Source organism: Kibdelosporangium phytohabitans, from assembly GCF_001302585.1.
Lineage (GTDB): Bacteria > Actinomycetota > Actinomycetes > Mycobacteriales > Pseudonocardiaceae > Kibdelosporangium > Kibdelosporangium phytohabitans.
In genome coordinates, this window is the sequence record NZ_CP012752.1 from 7,105,761 (window position 1) to 7,128,514 (window position 22,754).

Below are 22,754 nucleotides of genomic sequence, written 5' to 3' on the forward strand. Positions count from 1 at the left end.
TCTACCAGAACGGCAAATGTCACGTCCCGCGCTAGGCCCGTGCCGCGTGGTGAGCCACAAGATCGTGTGCGGCATCGCCCTGCGGCCCGGCTGGATGGGCGTGCAGGACAGCTCTCGTCAGCCGCGGCAACGCGTGCAGCAGGCGATGTTCCGCGTCGTGCGCTATCCGGTGCGCGTCACGCAGACTGAGCTCGGGGCGCACCGACAGCTCGGCTTCCGCGTGCAGCGCGTGTCCCACCCAGCGCAGCCGAAGTTGCTGTACCGCAAGGACTTCCTCCGACGAACCAAGCGCACGCTCCGCCTGGTCGACCAAAGCGGGGTCCACCCCGTCCAGCAGACGGCCGAACACCTCCTTCGCCGCGCCCCGCAGCACCGAGAGGATCGCCACCGTGATGAGCAGGCCCACCACGGGGTCAGCCCACCGCCATCCCACAGCCGCGCCTCCGGCCGACAGCAGGACTGCCAGGCTGGTGAATCCGTCTGTCCTGGCGTGCAGACCGTCGGCCACCAGTGCCGCTGACCCGATCTGCCTGCCGACCGCGATGCGGTAGCGGGCGACGAGTTCGTTCCCGGCGAAACCGACCAGCCCCGCCGCGGCCACCCAGCCGATGTCGCGCATGTCGCGTGGCTCGACCAGGCGCTGCGCCGCTTCCCAGCCCGCGAGACCCGCCGACGTGCCGATCACCGCGAGGATCACCAGTCCGGCGAGGTCTTCCGCACGACCGAGGCCGTACGTGAACCGCCGTGTGGCGGCCCGTCTTCCCAGGAGGAACGCGACCGCCAGTGGCACAGCGGTCAGTGCGTCGGCGAAGTTGTGCAGCGTGTCGCCGAGCAGCGCGACCGAGCCGGTGACCGTCACCAGCACCGCCTGCGCGATCGCCGTGACCATCAGGGCCGCGAACGAGATCCACAGTGCCCGCATGCCCCGGCGGCTCGCCTCCAGCGCACTGTCCACACCATGACCGTGTCCGTGACCATGTCCGCGTCCCATGGGGTCAACATAGGGCCGTCATCGCGGTGCGACAACGGCGTAACAGCCAGCTACCTGCAACAACGACAAGCGGCGGGAACCAATCGCCCATAAGGTACGTTCATCCTGACGAGAGGCCCGTACCCCCATCGAGAGAGGATCATGGACCCCTCCCGAAGTACCAGCCGCGCACGCTCGGAGCGTGCGCGATGACCATCCTGCTCGGCATTGTCGTCGTCCTCGCGTTGACCGCGCTGACCGGCTATTTCGTTGCCCAGGAATTCGGCTACATGGCCGTCGACCGCTCCAGGCTCAAAGCCCGCGCGGCCGTGGGCGACGCCGTGGCCACCCGCGCGCTGGGCATCACCCGCCGCACGTCGTTCATGCTCTCCGGTGCCCAGCTGGGCATCACCGTCACCGGTCTGCTCGTCGGCTACGTCGCCGAGCCGATGATCGGCGCGGGCCTCGGTGAGCTGCTCGGCGGCGTCGGAATTCCCCAGGGCGTGGGGATCGCGGCCGGCACTGTCCTCGCGCTGCTGTTCTCCACCGGCGTGCAGATGGTGTTCGGCGAGCTCGTGCCGAAGAACCTCGCCATCGCCCGGCCCGAGCCGGTCGCCCGCAGGCTCGCGCTGTCCACGGACCTGTACCTGAAGGTGTTCGGCTGGCTCATCCGGCTGTTCGACCACGCGTCGAACCTGCTGCTCAAGCTGCTGCGGATCAAGCCGGTGCACGACGTCGAGCACGCGGCGACCCCGCGGGACCTCGAGCACATCGTCGCGGCCTCCCGCGACAGCGGGGACCTGCCCGCCGAACTGTCCACTTTGCTGGAACGCACACTCGATCTGCACGAGCGGACGGCCGGGCACGCGATGATCCCCCGGCCGCTGGTCACCACGGTCAGCGCGGACGAGCCGGTCAGCCGCGCGGTCGAACTGATGGCGTCCGGGTTCTCCCGGCTGCCGGTGCTCGGCTCCGATGTGGACGACGTGATCGGGATGATCTGCCTGCGGGACGTGCTCGCCCTGGACGACCGGCTGGACCTCGCCGTCCGCTCGGCCGCCCGGCCGACCGTCATGGTTCCCGCGTCGCTGCCGTTGCCGGCTGTCCTGGCGCAACTGCGCGCCGCCGAGGAACAGTTCGCGTGCGTCGTCGACGAGTACGGCGGCCTGGCCGGTGTGATCACGACGGAGGACATCGCCGAGGAACTCGTCGGCGAGATCACCGACGAACACGACCCGGCAGACGACGGCGTCGCCCAGGCGTCCGAGGACGGCTGGCTGCTGTCCGGTACGGCACACATCGACGAGGTGGCCCGCCTGATCGGCCACGACCTGCCGGACGGCGAGTACGAGACGATCGCGGGGCTGGTCATCACCGTCCTGCAGCGCCTGCCGAAACCGGGCGACATGGCCACTGTGGACCTCGCGGACGACCAGCGGATGACCGTGACAGTCAAGTCCGTGGCCAGGCACGTGCCGGACACCGTGTTGCTGAAGGTGATGTCATGAGTGGCCTGAGCACGTGGTGGGCGTTGGTGATCTCGGTCGGCGCCGTGGCGTTGAGCGCGTTCTTCGTCGCCGTGGAGTTCGCGTTGGTGGCCGCCAGGCAGTACCGCTTGGAGGAGGCAGCCGAGTCGAGTTTGTCGGCACGGGCGGCGTTGCGCAGCTCCCGTGAGCTGTCGCTGGTTCTGGCCGGGTCGCAGCTTGGGATCACGTTGTGCACGCTTGTGCTCGGCGCGGTGTCCAAACCGGCCGTGCACAACATGATGACGCCGTTGACGACCAGCTTGGGCCTGCCCGAGGTGACCGCCGACGTCTTCGCGTTCGTGCTGGCGTTGATCGTCGTCACGTTCGTGCACCTCGTGGTCGGCGAGATGGCGCCGAAATCGTGGGCCATCGCGCATCCCGAGCTGTCGGCGACGGTGCTCGCGTTGCCGATGCGGGTGTTCATGTGGCTGACGCGCCCGCTTCTGGTGGCGCTCAACAGCATGGCGAACTGGTTGTTGCACCGGTTCGGCGTCGAGGCCGTCGACGAGGTCAGCGCCGGCCGCGGCCCGGACGACCTGCGCCAGCTGCTGGACCACTCGGCGAAGGCGGGCGCGCTGGACGGTTCGCGGCACGAGCAGCTGGCCATCGCGTTGGAGCTGAACTCCCGGCCGTTGCGGGAGATCGTGCGTCCCGACCCGGCATCCGTCGGACCGGACGTGACCTGCGCGCAAATCAGGGCAGCGGCACGATCCAGCGGACACCTCCGGCTGCTGGTCCAGTCCGAGGGACAGCCGGTCGGTGTCGTGCACGTGCGGGACGCGCTGCTGCGGCCCGCGGCGACGACAGCCCGGGAGCTGATGCGGCCGGTGCTGACGTTGGACGCGCCGACGCCGATCTACGCGGCGCTCAGCACGATGCGCGAAACCCGCAACCACTTGGCGGTGGTCCGGTCCGACGGCGTGATCGAGGGCATCGTCACGCTGGACGACGTGCTCAACCAGTTGCTGCCGGTAGCCTGATCGTGTGATCGTATTCCTGCACGGTGTACCGGAGACCTCGGCGATCTGGCGCAAGGTCCAGGCGGCCGTCGGCGTCGAGTCGGTGGCGCTGGACCTGCCCGGCTTCGGCTCCCCCCGGCCGGACGGGTTCACCTCGACCAAGGACGAGTACGTCGAGTGGGTCGCCGGCCAGCTCGACCAGTACGACACCGTCGACCTGGTCGGCCACGACTGGGGCGCCGGGCTGGTGTACCGGCTCGCGGCGACCCGTCCGCTGCGTTCGTGGGTCGCCGACGTCGGCAACGTGGTACACCCCGACTACGTGTGGCATTCGTTGGCGCAGACCTGGCAGACGCCCGGTGACGGCGAGGCCGCCGTGGCGCGGATGCTGGCAACCCCGCGCGAGGACACAGCCGCCCGGTACACCGCCACTTTCAGGCTGGACGAAGCCGACGCGCTGGAAATGGCGTCGGGCGTCGACGAGACCATGGGCTCGTCCATCCTCTCGCTGTACCGCTCCGCCACGCCGAACCCGCACGCCCACTGGGGCCCGTGGACCCGCGTCGAGGCGCCCGGCCTGGTCCTGCACCCGACCGACGACCCGTTCTGCGACGAGGCCATGGGGCGCGCGGTGGCGCGGACGCTGGGCGCGGGTTTCCGGACGATCGAGGCCAGCCATTTCTGGCCGTACCAGGCCCCGGAGCAGGCCGCGGAGGTCCTCACCGAGTTCTGGGCATCGGCCCGTTAGGACAGTGCCGCCGGTCTCGACGTGCCGAGTGCGCGATCATCCCGCATGATCTGCGGGTATGCGGTCCATGCTTCTCCTCGGCGCCGTGTGCGTTGTCCTGCTGGCTGTTCCGGCTGCGCACGCGGCGACTGTCGCCAAGATCGACACCACTGGCGACCCCGCCCGGCTGCGCTACGGCCCCGGCACGCAGTACGGCGTCACAGGCAGCGCGGCCAACGGCCAGAGCGTGACCATTGTGTGCACCACGCGGTCCGAGCCGGCGTCCGGCAAACGCGGCGCCTCGCTGGTCTGGAACAAGCTCACCAACGGCTCGTGGGTGGCCGGTGCGTACGTCGACACCGGTACGACTGAGCCCGAGTGCGGGCCGACGGGCGCCCGGCCCGGCGCTGACGATTACCCGTACCGCGGCAACACGGGGGTCGTCGACCGCTGGCTGATGTTCTCCGGCCAGTGCACGTCCTGGGTCGCGTGGCGAATGGAACAGCTCAACGGCTACTTCCACAACTACGGCTGGCGCAACGGGATCCAGGGCCACTGGGGCGACGCGCACCAGTGGGACGACAACGCGACACGGCTGGGCTACCGCGTCGACCGGACGCCCAAGGTCGGTGCCATCGCCCATTGGAACGCCAACTCCGGTGGCGCGTCCGGGCTTGGGCACGTCGCGTACATATCAGCGGTGAACGGCACGATCGTGACCGTGCAGGAGTACAACTGGAACGTGGACAGGGGTTTCGGCACCCGCGAGGTGCCGCTCGACCGGATCAGCACCATCATCCACTACGCCGCCGGTACGTGACTTTTTATCGCGGATCGGCAAGTGTGGGGGGACACTCGCCGATCCGCCGGGCCGGCGCTGGGGGTTGCCGGCCCTTACCGGGTGGGTCAGGTGGTCCGGAAGTTCACCATCATCGCCATGTCCTCGTGTTCGAGGTTGTGGCAGTGGATCATGTACCGCCCTTTGAAGTCGGTGAACTTCACCAGCACCTCGACCACGCCGTACGGCCGGACGTCGACCGTGTCCTTCCAGCCCGCGTCCCTCGGTTCGGGTGCGCCGCCGTTGCGGGACACCACCTGGAAGTGCCCGAGGTGCACGTGCACCGGGTGGTGGAAGTCGCTCGTGAACTTCCACAGCTCCACAGTGTCCACTTTGGGCTCGGCCTCGTAGGTGGACACCTGGAACCCGCGGCCGTTGATCGTCCAGTCGTGGTCCTGGTTGGTCGCTCCCCTGCGGAAGTCGAACGACCGGGTGGCCACCGCCTGCGACCGGTCCAGCCGCTCGAAGTTCGACAGCTTCGCCGGGATCGAGCTGGCGTCGCTCTCCTGCCTGGTCACCCGGAAGCGCATGACCTGCTCGGTCGAGTCCGCGCCGGCCAGGTTGGTCAGGATCACCTCGGTGCCGATGTCGAACTTCGAGAAGTCCACGATCACGTCGAACCGCTCGGCAGGCGACATCGGCAGGGTCTTCATCTCCTGCGGCTTCTCCAGCAGGCCGTTGTCGCTGCCGATCTGGATGAACGGCGCGCCTTCCTTGGGCCCCGGGCTCAGCGCCAGTTCGAGCCTGCGCGCGTTGCAGGCGTTGAGCAACCGCAAGCGGTAGCGCGTGTTCGCCACGTCGTGCGTCGGCCACGGCGTGCCGTTGACCAGCATCACGTCGCCGAGCACGCCGTCCATGTAGTCGTCCTCGACGCCGGGCAGTGACTTCAGCCTGCGGTCGAGCGCCGGGTAGTTGAACGAACCGTCCTCGTTGAAGGAACGGTCGCAGATCATCAGCGGGATCTCCTTGTCGCCCTTGGGCAACGGCAGAGCGTCCTCCTCGTCGTCCCGCACGATGAACATCCCCGCGAGCCCGTAGTAGACCTGCGGGCCGGAGAAGTCCATCCGGTGGTCGTGGTACCACAGCGTGGCCGCGCGCTGCGGCAGGTCGTAGTCGTAGACCTTGCTGACCTGGTTGAAGATGTAGTCCTCGGGCTTGGCCATGTGCTCGGTGTGCCCGCCGTGCAGCTCGTGCACCGGATATCCCTTCGGCACGACCAGATCCGTGGGATAGCCGTCCGACTCCGGCTTGGTCACGCCGCCGTGCAGGTGCGTCGAGGTCGGCACCGGCAGCTCGTTGGCGATGCGCACGACGGCGCGCCGGTTGCGGCGGGTCTCGAACGTCGGCCCGGGGAACCGCCCGTCGAAGCCCATCACCTGGGTCTTGCGCCCCGGCAGCACCTCGATGTCGCCGAGGCGTTGCACCAGTTCGTAGTAGTCGGCGTTCTGGTCCTTGCGGACCGGCTTCATCACCGGCGGCACCGTCAACGGGCGTTCGAACTTCGCGGGCAGCGGCAGTTTGCTCGCCAGCACCTTGCCCGGTCCCGACAACGCCTGTCCGCCCGCCCGGTTGCCGCAGCCCGCGATGCCCGCTGTCACGGCGACCAGTCCCGACGCGCCGACCAGGCCGAGGAACCGGCGCCGCCCCAGCTGCGGCTTGTCCTGGCGCTTCATTTCCCGGCCTTCTTCGCGGCCTTCTTGGCCTCGCGCTTGTAGGGGTCGTGCTTGTACATCACGGCCCACACGACCAGGCCGACCGTCAACCCGAAGATGCCGACGCCGATCATGATGTGCAGACCGATCAACCGCAGGTACCCCAGCGTCTTCTGCGTCTCGATCAGCAGGAACATCACCACGATCCACCACGTCGGCCCGGAGCTGCCGCGGGCGGGCCGCCACAGCAAGATCGCCGGGATCAACGCGAAGAACAGCAGTGTGCTCAGGATGATGTTCGCGTTGTTGTCGTGCCACTTCAGCAGCCCGACGTCACCGGTGATGAACAGTGCGGCCAGCCCCACCTGGACCATCATGTCGATCAGGTACGCGACGAGGAAAACCCGCAGCCACAGTATGATCTGCTTGTTCCATCGCTGGGACTTCGCGGTGATCCGCGAGGTCGCGCCGGTCCCCGACGGCGCCCCCTCGACCTGGAGCACGTCCTGTGCGCCTGGACGCTGCCTCATCTCATCCATTTCATTCCGCTCCGATTCGGTCGTGCCGCTCGCGCGGCGCGACAGCTTGTTCCACCCGGCTGCCGGGCCACCAGGCCCGGTCCCCCAAATCCATCGTTATCGCCGGCACGAGCACAGTCCTGACCACGATCGTGTCGATGATGACGCCGAGCGCCACCACGAACCCGATCTGCACCCACGCGACCAGTGGCAACGACACCAAAACCGCGAAGGTCGCCGCCAGCACCACCCCCGCCGACGTGATCACGCCACCGGTCGCCGCGAGCGCCTTGCGCATCCCCGCTGTCGTGCCGATCCTGCGGGCCTCCTCGTGCGCCCGGCCCATCAGGAAGATGTTGTAGTCCACTCCGAGCGCGACGAGGAACACGAACGTCTGCAACGGAAGCGTCGAGTCGACGCCCGCGAACCCGAGCAGTTCCTGGAACACCACAGTGGACAGTCCGAGTGCCGCGGCGAACGATATCACCACCGTCGCGATCAGCACGAGCGGGGCGACGATCGCGCGCAGCAACACGATCAGCACGATCAGGATCGTCAGCAGCACCAACGGGATGACGATCTTCGCGTCCTCGACATTGGACTCCGCGACGTCGATGAGGATCGCGCTGTGCCCGCCGACGAGGGCGTTCGCCCCCTGCACCTGGTGCACCCGGTCGCGCAGCGAGTGCAGGGTGTCGGTCTCCTCCTGCGTGTCCGGCGCGTACTCCAACGTCGTCGTGATCTGCCCGATGTCGTCGTTCTTCCCGACCACCACGGCGTTTTCGACGCCTGGCGTGTCACGCACGACACCGAGCACCTCGTCGAGCCGGTCGGCCCTGCCGACCACCTGCACCGGCCTGGTGATGCCCGGCGGGTAGTGCGCCAGCAGGAGTTCTTGCGCCTCAACGGCTTCCGGCTTGTCGGTGAAGCCGTCGACCTCCTTGAGGCCGAGGTTCATCGTGAACAGCCCCGCGGCGAGCACACCGAGCAGGACCAGGGTGCCGATCCACGCCTTGCGCGGACGGCGTTCGATGGCGTCGCCGATGCGGTGCCACATCCGGTGTTCGGTCTTCGCGTCCGGCTGCTGTCCGCCGGGGCGCGGGACGGCGGGCCACATGACCCAACGGCCGCAGATCACCAGCAGCGCGGGCAGCAACGTCATCATGGCCAGCAACGCGAACGCGATACCGCCGAACCCGACCGGGCCGAGCGCCCGGTTGGAGTTCATCGACGCGAACAGCAGGCACAGCAACGCGATTCCCACGGTCGCCGCCGACGCGATGATCGCGGGCCCGCTTCGCCGCAGTGCGGCCTTCATGGCGTCGTGCCGGTCCTCGTGCCTGCGTAGTTCTTCCCGGTATCTGGCGATGAGCAGCAAGGCGTAGTCGGTCCCGGCGCCGTAGGTCAGCACCACCAGGACGAACGCGCTTCCCGACGTGACGGTGAAACCGGTGTTCTGGGCGATCGCGGACGCGACCGCCTGCCCGCCCTGCGCGGCGAACGCGACGCTGATCAGCGGCACGACCCACAGGACGGGACTGCGGTAGATGATCAACAACAGCAGGGCGACGATCGCGATGGTGGCGAGCAGGACGGTGGTGTGCAGACCGCTGAAGCTCTTGAGCTGGTCGGCCAGCACGCCACCGGGACCGCCCACCCTGATCGACAGGCCGTCCTTGCCCTGGCCGACGAGCGACCGGGTCTCGTCGACCGCTTTCTCGGTGTTCGCGCCCTCTTTGGCCGGATCGCCCGCGGGCAGGGTGAAGCCGAACACCAGCGCGTTTCCGTCACCCGACGGTGTCACCGACGACGCGGGCCCGGCGTTGGCCGGGTAGCGCCGCACGACCTCGTCCAAGTCCGCCTTCGCCTTCGCCCTGTCGTCGTCCCGGATACCGCCAGCGCGTTCGTAGACGACGACGACGCGCTGGCCGGCACCGGTGGACAACTGTTTCTTGAGATCTTCGACCTGCGTGGACTCCGCACCACGCGACAAGTAGCTGACGAGGCTGTTGTTGGTCGAGTCGAACAGCTTCGACGCTAACGGGAAGACAGCGACCATGATCAGGACCCACACCACGAGCACGACCCACTTGGCGACCCTGCCCGCGGGCAGAGCCAGTACAGCGCGCACGATCCGGGCTCCTAACGCTCAGTGACAGCTTGTCTGTCCTTCCCCACCAAGCGTCCTCGTTTCGATCGGTCCGCGCGTCGTGCGTGGGGAGACAGTTCCGGCTAGTCCCGATCCCCGACCAAATACCGTCTCCCGGGCCGAGTACTTCCGGAGAAGTAGTCGAAAGTTACTTCACCGGTAGGGTTTGCAGGCTACGTATTGCCCCTGCGAACCCCGCTCTTATGCCCTCGTCAGGCACTGCAGCGGTGCCCCACAAGTGCGGATTCAGCCTCGGCTATCGCCCGCCGGACCAGTGGCGAGAAGCGATACTCGAACGCGATGCCTGCCACGGCAGGCAAATCACCGCTCGGCGGACCGACTTCGACGAGCTGGAGCTCGACCAATTCCTCGAGGAGGTTCTCGGCCGCGCTTTCGTCGACGCCGAGCAGGTCAGCTACAATTCTAGTAGTGAACGCGCAGACGTCGGCGACCGCCAATTCGCCGAGCTGGCCGCGGGAATGGGACGGCAGCATGGCGAGATTTCGTTCGACGCTCGCTCTGATGTTGAGGTCGTCGACCGCGAGTTCGTCCAGCGACCCCCCGCCGTTCCCGATCCGGTCGGCGAGGTGGCCGACCGGCCAGTGCGGCCGCAGTTGCAGCTTGGCAGCCGCCGCCCGCAGCGCGAGCGGTGAGCCGCCGCAGACCTCGACCAGCCGGGTCACGCCGTCGGTGTCCAGCGCGATCCGGCGTTCACCCAGGTGCGCGGCCAGCAGCTGCCGCGCCTCCTTCTCGTCGATGGACCGCATCTCCACCGTGCGGCGGATCGCCGAGTGGTAGATGCGCCGCCTGCTCACCGCGAGCACCACGCAGGTGGAGTCCGGCACGAGCACCGCGCGCAGCTGATCGGCCGAGACCACGTCGTCCAGCACGAACAACGCCTTGTGCGTGGTCACCCAGCGGCGGAAGGTCTCCCGGCGCTCGGCGCTGGTCGCCGAGATCTCGCCGTTGTCCGCGCCGACCGCGTTGAGCAGGGTGGCGAGCAGCTCGTCGGGGCCGACCGTGCTGCCGCCGTCGGCCAGCAGCCGGACGTAGACGTCGCCGTGCGGGAACTTGTCGCGCACCCGGTCGGCGACGTGCCGGGCGAACGTCGTCTTGCCGGAACCAGGGCAACCCACCACCAGCACCCCGGGTCCCTGGCTGACGACAGTGTCGGCCACACTGAGCAATTCGTTGTGCCGCAACGTCATTCCGGGGTCGTCGGACGATCCCCGCGTGGTCACGGCGGCCCGGCGCGGTCCCGGCGGCGGCCCGCCGAGGCCGGGTCCGCCCGCGAGGATCGCCCGGTGCAGCTGGCGCAGTTCACCCGATGGTTCGAGACCGAGTTCGGCGGCCAGCGCCGTGCGTGCCCGCTGGTACACCTCCAGCGCGTCCATCCTGCGGCCCGCGCGGTACAGCGCGAGCATCAGCTTTGCCTGGAAACCTTCGTGGGTCGGCTGCTTCGCCGCGATGACACTGAGTTCGCCGACCAGCTCGTTGTGCCTGCCCAGCTGCAGTTCCGCGTCGAGCCTGCGCTCGAGCGCCCACTTGCGCAGCTCCTCCAGCCGGACGGTCTCGGCGTTGAGCACGGGCCCCGGCCGGACGTCACCGAGGGCCTGACCACGCCAGATGTCCAGGCCAGCTTGGATCGTGGCAGCCCCAGCGGCGATCGCGCCTGCCTCGATCTCCTGGTGGCCGCGGGCCACCAGCGACTCGAACCGGTACCAGTCCAGCGCGTCCGGGGGCACGGTGAGCACGTATCCCCTCGGCTGCGTGCTGAGCGTGACGCCGGACTGCCCGCCGGTGTCGTTCTGCGCCCGCGCGTCGAGCCCCAGCAGTTTCCGCAGTTGGTAGATGTAGGTCTGCAACGTGGTCATGGCGCTGCTGGGTGGCCGCTCCTGCCACAGCTCGTCGATAATCTCGTCGACCGAAACAAGGTGGTTCGCCTGAATAGCGAGGAGAGCGAAAACTCTCCTCAACTTAGGTGCCGTGGGCGTGACTACGCTGTCGTTCTTGACAACCTCGAACGGCCCTAACGCCTTGATCTCCATCAAGTCCCCAACCCTCCAAATACACTCGGACAAATACCTCGTGTTCTTGTATGGAGGAATTGACAAGAATCAATTCTCCCCAGCCGTGTACTTGGCCGTCGAACCCCAGAATCATCGATTGCCACCCTACAGCCCACCCCGGGCGATCGACGTGAACCCAACGAAAATCGCTCGAACGGCGTTGGAGAACAGTTCGAGCCGCGCCTCGGGCGGGCACCTGGTCGAAGCACCGTCACGATCGGCTACAACTGCCCGGTATGTCCGGTTAAGACCGGGCGGTAAATCCGCATATGGCCCCTTACGTAGGGTAATTACCAACCGCGCCCGGGGCGGCCGGAGCGGATCCCGAGCGACTCTCGAGTCACCCCGGTGACGCTGGGCCGGAGATTCGTTGGCATTCCGGAGAAACATGATGTTCGGCTACCCCCGGACGCGGCACTGACGGAGGCCTGGTCCCGTGATCGTCCGACAAACAGCCGCCGAACAGTCGGCTGAGCTCACCGAGCTGAAGAAGGAAGCCCGCGAGGGCACGGATCCCGCTGCGACCGCACGCCAGCACGCGCGCGGCAAGCTCACCGCACACGAGCGCGTCGAACTGCTGCTCGACGAGGGCTCGTTCACCGAGATCGAGCCGCTGCGCAGGCACCGTGCGACCGGGTTCGGCATGGACGAGCGCAGGCCCTACTCCGACGGCGTCGTCTGCGGGTGGGGAACCGTGCACGGGCGGACCGTCTTCGTCTACGCGCACGACTTCCGCGTCTTCGGCGGGGCACTGGGCGAGGCGCACGCCGAGAAGATCCACAAGGTGATGGACCTCGCGGAGGCGGCGGGCGCGCCACTGGTCGGGCTCAACGACGGCGCGGGCGCGCGGATCCAGGAAGGGGTCACCGCGCTGGCGGGCTACGGCGGCATATTCCGCCGCAACGCCCGGTCGTCCGGCGTGATCCCGCAGATCAGCGTGATGCTGGGCCCGTGCGCGGGCGGGGCGGCCTACTCCCCCGCGCTGACCGACTTCGTGTTCATGGTGCGCAACACCTCGCAGATGTTCATCACCGGCCCTGACGTCGTCAAGGCGGTCACCGGCGAGGAGATCACCCACAACGGCCTCGGCGGCGCCGAAGTGCACGCCATGACCTCCGGCGTCGCCGCGTTCATCCACGACGACGAGCACGCCTGCCTCGAGGACGTCCGCTACCTGCTTTCGCTGCTGCCGTCCAACAACAACGAGCTGCCACCGCGGGTCGCGTCGGACGATCCCGCCGACCGGCCGACCGACGCGCTGCTCGACATCGTGCCGGCCGAACCCACCCGCAGCTACGACATGCGCGCGGTGGTGGCCGAGATCGTCGACGACGGCGAGTTCTTCGAAGTGCACGCCGAATGGGCGACGAACGTGCTCTGCGTGCTGTCCAGGATGGACGGACAGGTGGTCGGCATCGTCGCCAACCAGCCGAACGCGCTCGCCGGTGTGCTCGACATCCACGCGAGCGAGAAGGCCGCGCGGTTCGTGCAGACCTGCGACGCCTTCAACATCCCGCTGATCACCCTGGTGGACGTGCCCGGCTTCCTGCCCGGTGTCGACCAGGAACACGGCGGCATCATCCGGCACGGCGCCAAACTGCTCTACGCCTACTGCACGGCGACAGTGCCGAGGATCCAGCTCATCCTGCGCAAGGCGTACGGCGGCGCGTACATCGTGATGGACTCCCGGTCCATCGGCGCGGACATCTCATTGGCGTGGCCCGCCAACGAGATCGCGGTGATGGGCGCGGAAGGCGCGGCGAACGTCATCTTCCGCAAGGAGATCGCCGCCTCCGGCGACCCGGACGCCGTGCGCGCACAGCGGATCAAGGAATACCGCGCGGAACTGATGCACCCGTACTACGCCGCGGAACGAGGCCTCGTCGACGACGTGATCGACCCGAGGACGACCAGGCGTACGCTCATCCGCGCGCTGGACATGTTGCGCTCCAAGCACTCCGAGCAACCCGTCCGCAAGCACGGGAACCCGCCGGTCTGATGGCCGGCCAGCTTTTCAGCGTGGTGCGCGGGCTGCCGGACGACCATGAGCTGGCGGCGCTCACGGTGGCTCTCGCCGCACTGAGCCGCGCGACCGCACCACAGGGCAACGAGGTGGCCAAGGTCCGGCGGAGGTATCCGATGGCCGGATCTTGGCGTGCCCCACGATGACAGCGCTGGGGTGACAGCCGCGATGACAACGCAGACCGAACTCGGCAGCAGGCTGTTCACGGCCATGCTCGCCGCACGGGCGAGGGTGGCCGCGCAACTGGGGCTCTCGGCCACCGACCACCACTGCGCGGAACTGGTCGTGCACGCCGGCCGTCCGCTGACAGCCGGGGAGATCGCCGCGCTGTCCGGCCTGTCCACCGGGGCGATCACCGGCGTGGTCGACCGGCTCGAACGGGCCGGGTACGTGCGGCGGATCCGGGACGAGCACGACCGGCGCAGAGTGCTCGTCGAGGTGACCCCCGTGAAGGGCGCCCAGCTGCGGCGGGCGATGAACGTACTGGACACCACAGTCGCCCAAACGCTGTCCGGCTACTCCGATGCCGACCGCGCACGGCTCGAACACTGTCTCACCGCATGGATTCGCGCGCTGTAGGAACAGAAAACGATCCCCGCCCGGATGTCGCTTCCCGGGCGGGGATCGCTCGTGTTGCCGCTCTCAGGCCTGCTTCCAGCCGATCAGCAGGGTGTCGATCGCGCCGAGCTCGTGCGCCTCGACCGGGCCGAACCCCGCGTTCTCCAGCAGTTCGACGCCTTCGCTGATCGGGTACTCCTCGCCGCCCGGCGTCATCAGCTTCATGTGGATGCTGATCGTCAGCTTGGCCAGGTCCATCTCCTCGTCGGCCAGCATGCAGTCGTACACCAGCACCGCACCGCCGGGGTTCACGGCCTTGAACGCCTTGTCGACGATCACCTGGCGCTCCTCGGGCGCCCAGTCGTGCAGCACGTGCCCGATCATCAGCACGTCCGCCTGCGGCAGGTCGTTGTCGAAGAAGCTGCCCGGGCTGAAGCTCAGCCGGTCCGCCAGGCCGCGTTCCTTCGCCAGCTTGTCCGCCGGATCCTTCAACGGGGCCAGGTCGAACACCGTGCCCGTCAGGTGCTCGTGCTGCTTGAGCAACAACGACAGCAGGTTCCCCCGTGCGCCGCCGACGTCGGTCACCGTCTTCACCGTCGACCAGTCGAACGCCTCGCCCAGCTGGGCGCCGATCGTCGACGTCAGCGAGTCCATCATGGTCAGGAAAGCCTCGACCTGCTCGGGATCCTGGTAGGGCGTGTCGAACATGTCGTTGGCCTCGATGTGCCGCGCCTGCTGCTCGCCCGTGCGCAGCGCGTCGGTCAGGTAGACCCACGCGGGGAAGAGCACCTGGTTGGTGCGCTGCAGGAAACCGCCCGCGAAGGACGGCTTGGACCGGTCGAGGAAACGGTCGCAGAGCTCGGAGTTGCGGTAGACCTCACCGTCGCGCCGCAGCAGGTTCAGCGCCACCAGCATGGACAGCCATTCCCCCGTCACGCGCGGGTGGAGTTTGAGCACGTCCTGGATCTCGGCCCGGGTCAGCGGGCGCTTGGCCAGCTCGGTGAACAGGTCGAGCTCGATCGCCGACAGCAGGACCTTGGCACCGGCGAACGCGCTGCCCAGCCGCATGATGGTGGCGGGGTTCATGTCGGGCTCGCCGACTGTCCGTGTCATGGCTTTTCCCTCTCATCCGTTTCAGAACACAGCCTTGGCCAACAGGTCCAGCTGCCGCGGGTCACCGGAGCACGGGAACAGCAGCATCTCGTCGCATCCGGCTTCCCGGTACGCGGCAACGGTTTCGCTCAACTGGGTGGCGCCGGTCACCGCCTTGCGGGCCATCACCTCTGCGTGCGGGCCCAGAAACGCGTAGTAGCGCCGGAGGTGTGCCGCCGCCGTCTGCTCGGCGCCATCCCCCAACGCGTAGAACACGACAGCCTGGCTGCGCGGCTCGCCGGTACGGCCGTGCGCACGCCACAGTTCACGTGTGGTGGCGAGCGCGGCCGAGTACTGCGCGACGGATCCGGCGCCGGCCACCCAGCCGTCGCCGTACTTCGCGACCCTGCGCAGCGCCGCTTGCGAGTTGCCGCCGATCATCAGCGCGGGCCGTCCGGCCGCGGGGTGCGGGCCGATCGCGTCGTCCTCGTCGCCCGCCCAGATCCGGCGGCAGCGCTCGATCATCGCGTCGAGCCGTTTTCCACGGTCGCTGAACTCCGCGTCGTTGGCGGTGAAGTCGTCTGTTCGCAACCCCGCGGACACCCCGACAGTCAGCCGCCCGCCCGACAACACGTCCACGGTCGCCGCCTGTTTGGCCAGCAGCGCCACGTCCCGGCGGTACGGGGCGATCAGCACGCTCGCGGCGAGTTCGATCCGGCGCGTGACCGCCGCGGCGGCCGCGAGAGCGACCAGCGGCTCGTAGTTGCGGTAGACGAGCCGGTCGAGCACGCCGAGCGTGGCGAAGCCGAAGTCCTCCGATGTCTTGGCCCACTCGAGGAACACCGCGGCGTCCAGTTCGGCGACCGTGGTCGGCAGCCCTGCTCCGATCCGCACCGAGCACCTCCTGCAGCATCAGGTGAGGTCATCGGCAGGACTGTGGCACCGGCGAATCAACAACAGTTGGTGGATCGTTGGAGCCAGGCCGACGTACTGGGCTTTGTCACGCACCGGAACAGCCATGCGCTAGTTTTGTAATCATGCGATCAATCCGGCTGCCGCGCCTGGACTGGCGTGATCCAGCGCTCGCCGCGGGACTGACGCTCTTCCTCGTCTTCGGCACCCCGCTCGTGCCCCGCGGCCAGGGGATCGAGATCCACCTCGATCCCCTCGGCTACGCGCTGCTGGTCGTGTCCGGGATGACGCTCGCGTTCCGTCGCGTCGCGCCGACGACCGTGCTCGTGGTGACCTCCTTGGCCACGATCGCGTACTACTACTTCGCGTATCCCGGTTTCTTCCAACCAAGTGCGGTTTTGGTTTCTTTGTACACAGTGGCCGCTCTGGGTGCCCGGTGGATGGCGCTGGTCTCCGGTGTCGCGCTGTGCGCGGGCTTGCTGCTGATCAGTTTCCGGCCGTCCGGGATCTCCGACCGCCGGACGTTCGACGGCCCGCTGTGGGTCGGCGGCTGGTTCGCCGCGGTGATCGTCGCGGCGGAGACGGCCCGGCAGCGCAAGGCGTACCTCAACGAGGTCGAGCAGCGCGCGGTCGACGCGCTGCGGACCAAGGAGGAAGCCGCGCGGCTGCGTGCCACCGAGGAGCGCCTGAGCATCGCGCGCGAGTTGCACGACAGCCTCACACACGCTATCTCACTTGTGAACGCCCAGATCAACGTGGCGGTGCACCTGATGGACCGGGACCCGGCCCGGTCGCGTGCCGCCCTGTTCGCGGTGAAGGATGCGAGTAAGCAGGCCATGGGAGAACTCCGTTCGGCGCTGGAGGTGCTGCGCCACGACGACGAGCCGGACCGGCTGCACTCCCTGCGCCAGCTGTCCGACCTGGTCAAAGCGAGCGAACAGCACGGTGTCGCGGTGACGCTGACCGTGTCCGGCGACATCCCTCCGATCTCTCAGGACGTGGATCTCGCCGCGTACCGGATCGTCCAGGAGTCGCTCACCAACGCCGCCAGACACTCGCGAGCCGCCACTGTGTCGGTCGATGTGCGGTACGACGATGACAAAGTCACTGTCCGCATCGAAGATGACGGTGCGGCGGACTCGAGCAGCGTCGTGCACGAGGGAGTGGGGATCAGGGGTATGCGGGAACGCGTCGCCGCGCTTGGCGGAGAGTTCGAGGTGGGTCCTCGGCCGACCAGCGGTTTCGCCGTGAAGGCCGTGCTCCCACTCGGCCGGTCCGACGATGGCATCGGGGGGACAGCATCATGATCCGGGTCATGCTGGTCGACGACCAACCGCTGCTCAGGGCGAGCTTCCGCGCACTGCTGGACAGCGAGCCCGACATCACCGTGGTCGGCGAGGCCGCCGACGGGCGCGCGGCGGTGATGATGGCGGCGCAGCTCAAGCCGGACGTGGCGCTGATCGACGTACAGATGCCCAACGTCAACGGCATCGAGGCGACCAAGACGATCGCCGACAACCCCGACCTCGCCGGCATCCGGGTGATCATCCTGACCAACTACGCGCTCGACGAGTACGTCTTCGCCGCGCTGCGGGCGGGCGCGTCCGGTTTCCTGGCCAAGGACAGCGAACCCGACGAACTGCTGCGCGCGGTACGCACAGTGGCCAACGGCGACGCGCTGTTGTCGCCCAAGATCACCAAGCGGCTGATCGCCGAGTTCGTCGCCCACCCGGCCAGCACGCTGGCGAACACCAACGCGAGCGTGCTGACCAAACGGGAGACCGAGGTCGTGCGGCTGGTCGGGATGGGCATGTCCAATGAGGAGATCGCCTCGCACATGGTGATCAGCCTGACCACTGCCAAGACGCACGTCAGTCGCGCGCTGAGCAAGACCAAAGCGCGTGACCGAGCCCAGTTGGTGGTGTTCGCCTACGAGACAGGACTGGTGCAGCCGCGGCAGCGCGACGACCGCCACACGCTGCCCTGAGCGCACTTACAGACCTTCTCGAGCACGGGTAAGTACACAGGTCCTGGACTACAGCCGATCTCCTCGGCTGACCAGAGAGGACCTCGATGTACGACGAACACCATCCAGTCCTGATCGTCGGCGGCGGTCCCGTGGGGCTGTCGGCGGCGCTCTTCCTGAGTCAGCACGGTGTCAAACCGATGCTCGTGGAGAAGCGCGACGGCACCTCGCAGCTTCCCCGCGCCCCCGGTCTGCAGGCACGGACGATGGAGATCTTCCGTGCGGCAGGCGTCGAGCCGGTGATCCGCGAGCTGGAGCTCGGCGACTCGCACGCCTACTTCGACGGCGGCATCATCAGGGTCAACACGTTCGCCGAGATCGACGACGCGGAGACGATCGAGGCGCCCCAGCTCGACGGTGCGGCGATCAGCCCGGAGCAGGTGATGGGCTGCGGGCAGGACCGCTACGAGCGCGTCCTGATGGACGAGGCGACCAAGCGCGGCGCGATCATCCGGCACGCCACCAAGCTCGTGTCGTTCGGACAGGACGACGACGGCGTCACGTCCGTCATCGAGGACGTCGCGACCGGTGCGCGCCGGACCGTGCGGTCGGACTACCTGATCGCCGCCGACGGTGCCCGCAGCGGTGTCCGGACGTCGCTCGGCATCGAGTCCACCGGGCGCGGCAGCGTGTTCAACGCGGTCAGCATCTACTTCAGGGCACCGAAACTGACCGAGATGCTCGAGGCGCGCAAGTTCATCCTCTGCTACGCCACGGCGACCGGTTCACCCGTCGGCCTGTCGAGGTTGCACGGCTGCGACCCGTGGGCGGCGGCAGCGCTCTACAACCCCGAACTCGGTGAGTCCCCGAAGGACTTCGACGACGCGCGGTGCGTCGACATCGTCAGGACGATCTCCGGTGTGCCGGACATGGACGTCGAGATCGTCGCGACCGTGCCGTGGGAAGGCGCGCAGCGCGTCGCCGAGACGTTCCAGGCCGGGCGCGTGTTCCTGGCAGGCGACGCGGCGCACGTGCACCCGCCTGCCGGTGGTTTCGGCGCCAACACGGGAATCCACGACGCGCACAACCTGGCGTGGAAGCTCGCGGCCGTGCTCGGTGAGCAGGCCGGTCCGGAGCTGCTGGTGTCCTACGACGCGGAACGCCGCCCGCTCGGCAAGGCGATGTCGGAGCAGGCGTTGGTGCGCAACCGGATCCGCCACGGACACGAGACCAGGGCGACGCACGCCGACGGGTCCGGCGACCGGATCATCGACGACATCGTGATCACCCTCGGCTACCGGTACGCGTCATCCGCGGTGATCGGCGGCACGGGCCACGGCCCGCTCCCGCCGGAGCTGGACCTGTCCGGCGAGCCGGGCAGCCGCGCACCGCACGTGTGGCTCACCCGCGGCGCCGACCGGATCTCCACTTTGGATCTGTTCAGCGACTCGTGGGTGGTGCTGACCGGCGCCGAGGGCCGCGACTGGTGCGACGCCGCCGCGGACGTCGCCGTGCGGACCGGGCTGCCGGTCCGCGCGTTCCTGGTCGGCCCGTCCGGCGACCTGCGGGAGACGGGCGCCGACTGGGCCAGCGCGTACGGCGTGAAGGCCGACGGCGCCGTGGTCGTCCGGCCGGACGGGTTCGTCGCGTGGCGCAGCACGGGCGGCGAGGGCGATCCCCGCGCGGTGCTCACCGATCTGCTGGGCAAGCTGACCAGCACGGTGCCCGCCACCGGCTCCTGAACGAGGCTCAAGCGGTGCGCGAGTGGTGGCGACCAGGATGCGGTCATGGCATTCGCGGCTATCACCTACGACGTCAAACCAGGCTACGAGGATGAGCTTTCCGAGATATTCCGTGGCTTCCGCCGGGTTCGCTCCGCGGACGTGCCCGACGGGACCGGCGAGCAGGCCGGGCGCATCCTCGCCACCGCTGTGTTCATCAGGGACGACACGCTCGTGCGTGTCATCGAGTACGAGGGCGACCTCGACGCGATCGCGCGGCACATGGCCGAGCAGCCCGGGGTCCAGGAGGTCGAACGGAAACTGGCGCCGTACCTGACCAAACCGCGCGACACCGGCACGCCGGAGGGGTTCGTCGCCACGTTCCAGCGCAGTCTGCTCAAGACCGTGACCCAACTGTCCATTCGCGACAAGCCGAACGGCTGACCGGGAGCAAGCCATGTCGACCATCAGCCGATCCGCACCGGCACCGGAAACCCGGCGCTGGAGCGGGTTCGGCACCCTGTTCATGACGGATGTGTGGGAGCGCTTCGGTTTCTACGCGATGACCGCGGTGCTCTCGCTCTACGCCGCCGCTCCGGTCGCCAGCGGCGGGCTCGGCTGGCAGGTCGCGGACGCGGCCGCGCTGTTCGCCATCTGGCTGGCGCTGACGTTCATGTTCTCCCTGCCGGGCGGGTGGCTGGCCGACCGGGTGCTCGGGGCGCGGCGCACCCTGATGGCCGGTGGCCTGCTGGTGATCTGCGGGTATCTCGTGGTGATCCTGACCGAACCGCACGTCGGCCTGATCGGCCTGGCGATCGTCACCGTCGGCACCGGACTGTACAAACCGAGCCACCAGACCATGTTCAACCTGATGGTGGAAGGCAGGGCCCGCCGGGAGTCCGGCATTTCCCTGCTGTACGTGGGCATCCAGCTCAGTGCGCTGGTGGCACCGCTGGTCGCGGGCTACCTGGGCGAGCGCGTCGACTGGCGGCTGGCGTTCGCGTCGGCGGCCGTGACCATGCTGATCGGCCTGGTCACCCTGGTGCTGGCGGCCGGCCGGTTCGGCGACACCGGGCTCACGCCGCCGAGGCCCATCGATTCCGCGGCGGGCAAACGGTTGCTGCGCCGCGGTGGTGTGTACGCCGCTGCTGCGGGCGTCGTGCTCGTCACGCTGGGGGCCACGGGCAGTCTCAGCCCGTCCACGCTGCTTCCGTTGATCGGCCTGCTGACCCTGGCGGTGCCGGTGATCACCTACGTCAAGCTCTACCGCGATCCCGGGCTCGGCGCGGCCGACCGCAAGCGCCTGCTGACCTTCCTGTGGGTGTTCGCCGGGTGGACGTTGTTCTGGATGCTGGTCGGCCAGGGCGGTTCCGTGCTGAACCTGTTCGGCCTGCACTCCACCGACCGGGAACTGTTCGGGTTCGAGGTCCCGGCGTCGTGGCTGCAGTCGGCGACACCGCTGTTCATCCTGCTGCTCGGCCCGGTGTTCGCCTGGTTGCTGCCGAGGATGGGCAGGCGGTCGGTGTCGGCGAGCGTGCACAAGCTCACCATCGGTCTCCTTGTCGCCGGTGGCAGCTTCCTGGTGATGACCGTCGCAAGCGTGCTGAGCGCCGACGGGACGAAGGTGTCGCCGCTGTGGCTGTTGATCGTCTACTTCGCACACGCCTGCGGTGAGCTCATCATCGCGGCTGTGGGCGTCGCGTCCGTCGCCGATGTGCTCCCCCGGCCTTACATGTCGCAGATGATCGGCATGTTGTGGCTGTTCGCCGCGTTGGGCGGCGGTGTCGGCAGCCAGGTCGTCCGGTTGTCGACCGTCGTGCCGGAGCCCGTCTACTACACCGTTCTCGGCGTGCTCGTGATCGCGACCGGGTTCGTCCTGGCGAGCAGGCGGACCGCGATCGCCACCGCACTGTCCAAACAAGACGCACGAAGGGATGACCAGTGAACCAGGGACTGAGCGGCAAGAAGGTCTTGGTCACCGGCGGGACCAGGGGGATCGGCCGGGCGACGGTCCTGGCGTTCGCCGCGGCCGGTGCCCGCGTGATCACCTGCCACCAGGCCGAGAGCGAGGCCTCGGTCGGGCTCAAGCAGGAACTCGAGGCGATCGGCGGCGACCACGAGCTCGTCGTCGCCGACATCACCAGGCAGGACGACGTCGACCGGCTGGCCGCGGTGTGCCGTGACCGGTTCGGCACGCTGGACGTCCTGGTCAACAACGTCGGCGTGGACGGCCAGGTCGCGTTCGGCGAGCTCAAGGCCGACGAGTGGGACCGCGTGCTCGACCACAACGTCACGTCGCTCTACCGGGTCACGCAGGCCCTGCTCGACGTGCTCGCGGACGGCTCGTCGGTGGTCAACATCGGGTCGTCGGTCGCGTTGCGCGGCCGGGCGTTCGGCGTGCACTACACCGCGTCGAAGGCGGCCGTGATCGGCATGACCCGGGCGCTGTGCAAGGAACTGGGTTCGCGCTCGATCCGCGTGAACTCCGTCGCGCCCGGCCTGACGGAGACCGAGCCGGGGGCGGGCATGCCGCCCCAGGTCGTCGAGCGCATCGTCGGCATGACCGCGCTCGGCCGGATCTGCCAGCCGGAGGACGTGGCAGGCGCTGTGCTGTTCCTTGCCGGCGACACCTCCCGGTACATCTCGGGAGCGACCCTCAACGTGGACGGAGGCGTGTGATGCCCTTCGCGGCCATCACCTACCGGGTCAAGCCCGGTCACGAGGACGAGATCGCCGAGATCTTCGCTGGTTTCCAGCGTGCCGACTCGCCGGTCATGCGCGACGACAGCGGTTCCGAGGAAGGAAGGTTGCTCGGCACCGCGGTGTTCATCAAGGACGACGTGATGGTGCGGATCATCCACTACGAGGGTGACTTCGCCGCCGTCGGCAAGCACATGGCCAAGCAGAAGGGCGTGCACCTGATCGAGCAGGCACTCGCGCCCTACCTGAGCGAGCAGCGTGACACGTCGACGGCCGAGGGGTTCGGAGCGTACTTCCGCAACGCGACGATGCGGTGCATCTCGCAGCTGTCGGTCGACACGCACCCCGCCCAGGCCTGATGGGAGGCAGAACGA

At 68.3% G+C, this 22,754-nt stretch carries 21 protein-coding genes; 14 read left to right on the plus strand and 7 right to left on the minus strand.

Annotation, left to right across the window (positions count from 1 at the left end; genetic code table 11):
- Nucleotides 1-31: 31 nt before the first annotated feature.
- The gene (locus AOZ06_RS31965; protein ID WP_054292790.1) at nucleotides 32-991 is read right to left on the minus strand and encodes a cation diffusion facilitator family transporter; all 960 of its coding nucleotides are present in this window, start codon (nucleotides 989-991) and stop codon (nucleotides 32-34) included.
- Nucleotides 992-1,179: 188 nt separating this feature from the next.
- On the opposite strand from AOZ06_RS31965, the gene AOZ06_RS31970 reads away from it, so the two are divergent.
- From AOZ06_RS31970 to AOZ06_RS31985, 4 genes are read left to right on the plus strand one after another with little or no spacing between them, the layout of a single operon-like run.
- Nucleotides 1,180-2,478 carry a hemolysin family protein gene (locus AOZ06_RS31970; protein ID WP_054292791.1) on the plus strand — a complete coding sequence of 433 codons (1,299 nt, stop codon included), beginning with the start codon at nucleotides 1,180-1,182 and terminating at the stop codon, nucleotides 2,476-2,478.
- Complete coding sequence (locus AOZ06_RS31975; RefSeq protein WP_054292792.1) at nucleotides 2,475-3,476, plus strand: hemolysin family protein; 1,002 nt, start codon at nucleotides 2,475-2,477, stop codon at nucleotides 3,474-3,476. The genes AOZ06_RS31970 and AOZ06_RS31975 overlap by 4 nt, the downstream gene beginning before the upstream one ends.
- Nucleotides 3,477-3,480: 4 nt before the next feature.
- A complete protein-coding gene (locus tag AOZ06_RS31980; RefSeq protein ID WP_054292793.1) occupies nucleotides 3,481-4,203 on the plus strand; it encodes an alpha/beta fold hydrolase in 723 nt (240 codons plus the stop codon).
- A gap of 58 nt (nucleotides 4,204-4,261) precedes the next feature.
- Nucleotides 4,262-5,002, plus strand: coding sequence for a CHAP domain-containing protein (locus AOZ06_RS31985; RefSeq protein ID WP_054292794.1), 741 nt, complete (start codon nucleotides 4,262-4,264; stop codon nucleotides 5,000-5,002).
- Between the two features lie 86 nt (nucleotides 5,003-5,088).
- On the opposite strand, the gene AOZ06_RS31990 is transcribed toward AOZ06_RS31985, so the two are convergent.
- The 4 genes from AOZ06_RS31990 to AOZ06_RS32005 form a co-directional block, all read right to left on the minus strand.
- Entirely contained in the window at nucleotides 5,089-6,693 is a 1,605-nt protein-coding gene (locus AOZ06_RS31990; protein ID WP_054292795.1) for a multicopper oxidase family protein, read from the minus strand.
- Complete coding sequence (locus AOZ06_RS31995) at nucleotides 6,690-7,202, minus strand: hypothetical protein (protein ID WP_157233369.1); 513 nt, start codon at nucleotides 7,200-7,202, stop codon at nucleotides 6,690-6,692. The genes AOZ06_RS31990 and AOZ06_RS31995 overlap by 4 nt, the downstream gene beginning before the upstream one ends.
- A gap of 10 nt (nucleotides 7,203-7,212) precedes the next feature.
- Nucleotides 7,213-9,321 carry an MMPL family transporter gene (locus AOZ06_RS32000; RefSeq protein ID WP_218921815.1) on the minus strand — a complete coding sequence of 703 codons (2,109 nt, stop codon included), beginning with the start codon at nucleotides 9,319-9,321 and terminating at the stop codon, nucleotides 7,213-7,215.
- Between the two features lie 230 nt (nucleotides 9,322-9,551).
- Entirely contained in the window at nucleotides 9,552-11,387 is a 1,836-nt protein-coding gene (locus tag AOZ06_RS32005) for an AfsR/SARP family transcriptional regulator (protein ID WP_083472073.1), read from the minus strand.
- 505 nt (nucleotides 11,388-11,892) lie between these two features.
- On the opposite strand from AOZ06_RS32005, the gene AOZ06_RS32010 reads away from it, so the two are divergent.
- From AOZ06_RS32010 to AOZ06_RS32015, 3 genes are read left to right on the plus strand one after another with little or no spacing between them, the layout of a single operon-like run.
- Entirely contained in the window at nucleotides 11,893-13,407 is a 1,515-nt protein-coding gene (locus AOZ06_RS32010; protein ID WP_225953390.1) for an acyl-CoA carboxylase subunit beta, read from the plus strand.
- Nucleotides 13,407-13,577, plus strand: coding sequence for an acyl-CoA carboxylase epsilon subunit (locus tag AOZ06_RS54780; RefSeq protein WP_083472074.1), 171 nt, complete (start codon nucleotides 13,407-13,409; stop codon nucleotides 13,575-13,577). The genes AOZ06_RS32010 and AOZ06_RS54780 overlap by 1 nt, the downstream gene beginning before the upstream one ends.
- Before the next feature lie 22 nt (nucleotides 13,578-13,599).
- On the plus strand, nucleotides 13,600-14,010 hold the full coding sequence (locus AOZ06_RS32015) for a MarR family winged helix-turn-helix transcriptional regulator (protein WP_063810468.1): 411 nt from the start codon (nucleotides 13,600-13,602) through the stop codon (nucleotides 14,008-14,010).
- Between the two features lie 63 nt (nucleotides 14,011-14,073).
- Here AOZ06_RS32015 and AOZ06_RS32020 read toward each other — a convergent pair whose 3' ends face one another.
- The gene (locus AOZ06_RS32020) at nucleotides 14,074-15,102 is read right to left on the minus strand and encodes a methyltransferase (RefSeq protein WP_054292799.1); all 1,029 of its coding nucleotides are present in this window, start codon (nucleotides 15,100-15,102) and stop codon (nucleotides 14,074-14,076) included.
- Between the two features lie 21 nt (nucleotides 15,103-15,123).
- Entirely contained in the window at nucleotides 15,124-15,975 is an 852-nt protein-coding gene (locus AOZ06_RS32025; RefSeq protein ID WP_054292800.1) for an LLM class flavin-dependent oxidoreductase, read from the minus strand.
- A gap of 143 nt (nucleotides 15,976-16,118) precedes the next feature.
- On the opposite strand from AOZ06_RS32025, the gene AOZ06_RS32030 reads away from it, so the two are divergent.
- The 7 genes from AOZ06_RS32030 (at nucleotide 16,119) to AOZ06_RS32060 (ending at nucleotide 22,739) form a co-directional block, all read left to right on the plus strand.
- On the plus strand, nucleotides 16,119-17,300 hold the full coding sequence (locus AOZ06_RS32030; RefSeq protein ID WP_054292801.1) for a sensor histidine kinase: 1,182 nt from the start codon (nucleotides 16,119-16,121) through the stop codon (nucleotides 17,298-17,300).
- Complete coding sequence (locus AOZ06_RS32035; RefSeq protein WP_054292802.1) at nucleotides 17,297-17,980, plus strand: response regulator; 684 nt, start codon at nucleotides 17,297-17,299, stop codon at nucleotides 17,978-17,980. The genes AOZ06_RS32030 and AOZ06_RS32035 overlap by 4 nt, the downstream gene beginning before the upstream one ends.
- A gap of 86 nt (nucleotides 17,981-18,066) precedes the next feature.
- The gene (locus tag AOZ06_RS32040) at nucleotides 18,067-19,701 is read left to right on the plus strand and encodes an FAD-dependent monooxygenase (protein ID WP_054292803.1); all 1,635 of its coding nucleotides are present in this window, start codon (nucleotides 18,067-18,069) and stop codon (nucleotides 19,699-19,701) included.
- A gap of 45 nt (nucleotides 19,702-19,746) precedes the next feature.
- Nucleotides 19,747-20,124, plus strand: coding sequence for a SchA/CurD-like domain-containing protein (locus AOZ06_RS32045; protein WP_054292804.1), 378 nt, complete (start codon nucleotides 19,747-19,749; stop codon nucleotides 20,122-20,124).
- A gap of 13 nt (nucleotides 20,125-20,137) precedes the next feature.
- On the plus strand, nucleotides 20,138-21,625 hold the full coding sequence (locus AOZ06_RS32050; RefSeq protein ID WP_054292805.1) for a peptide MFS transporter: 1,488 nt from the start codon (nucleotides 20,138-20,140) through the stop codon (nucleotides 21,623-21,625).
- Nucleotides 21,622-22,359, plus strand: coding sequence for an SDR family NAD(P)-dependent oxidoreductase (locus tag AOZ06_RS32055; protein WP_054292806.1), 738 nt, complete (start codon nucleotides 21,622-21,624; stop codon nucleotides 22,357-22,359). The genes AOZ06_RS32050 and AOZ06_RS32055 overlap by 4 nt, the downstream gene beginning before the upstream one ends.
- Nucleotides 22,359-22,739 (plus strand): SchA/CurD-like domain-containing protein, encoded by a 381-nt coding sequence (locus AOZ06_RS32060; RefSeq protein WP_054292807.1) that lies wholly within the window; start codon nucleotides 22,359-22,361, stop codon nucleotides 22,737-22,739. Before AOZ06_RS32055 ends, AOZ06_RS32060 begins: the two co-directional genes overlap by 1 nt.
- Nucleotides 22,740-22,754 lie beyond the last annotated feature (15 nt).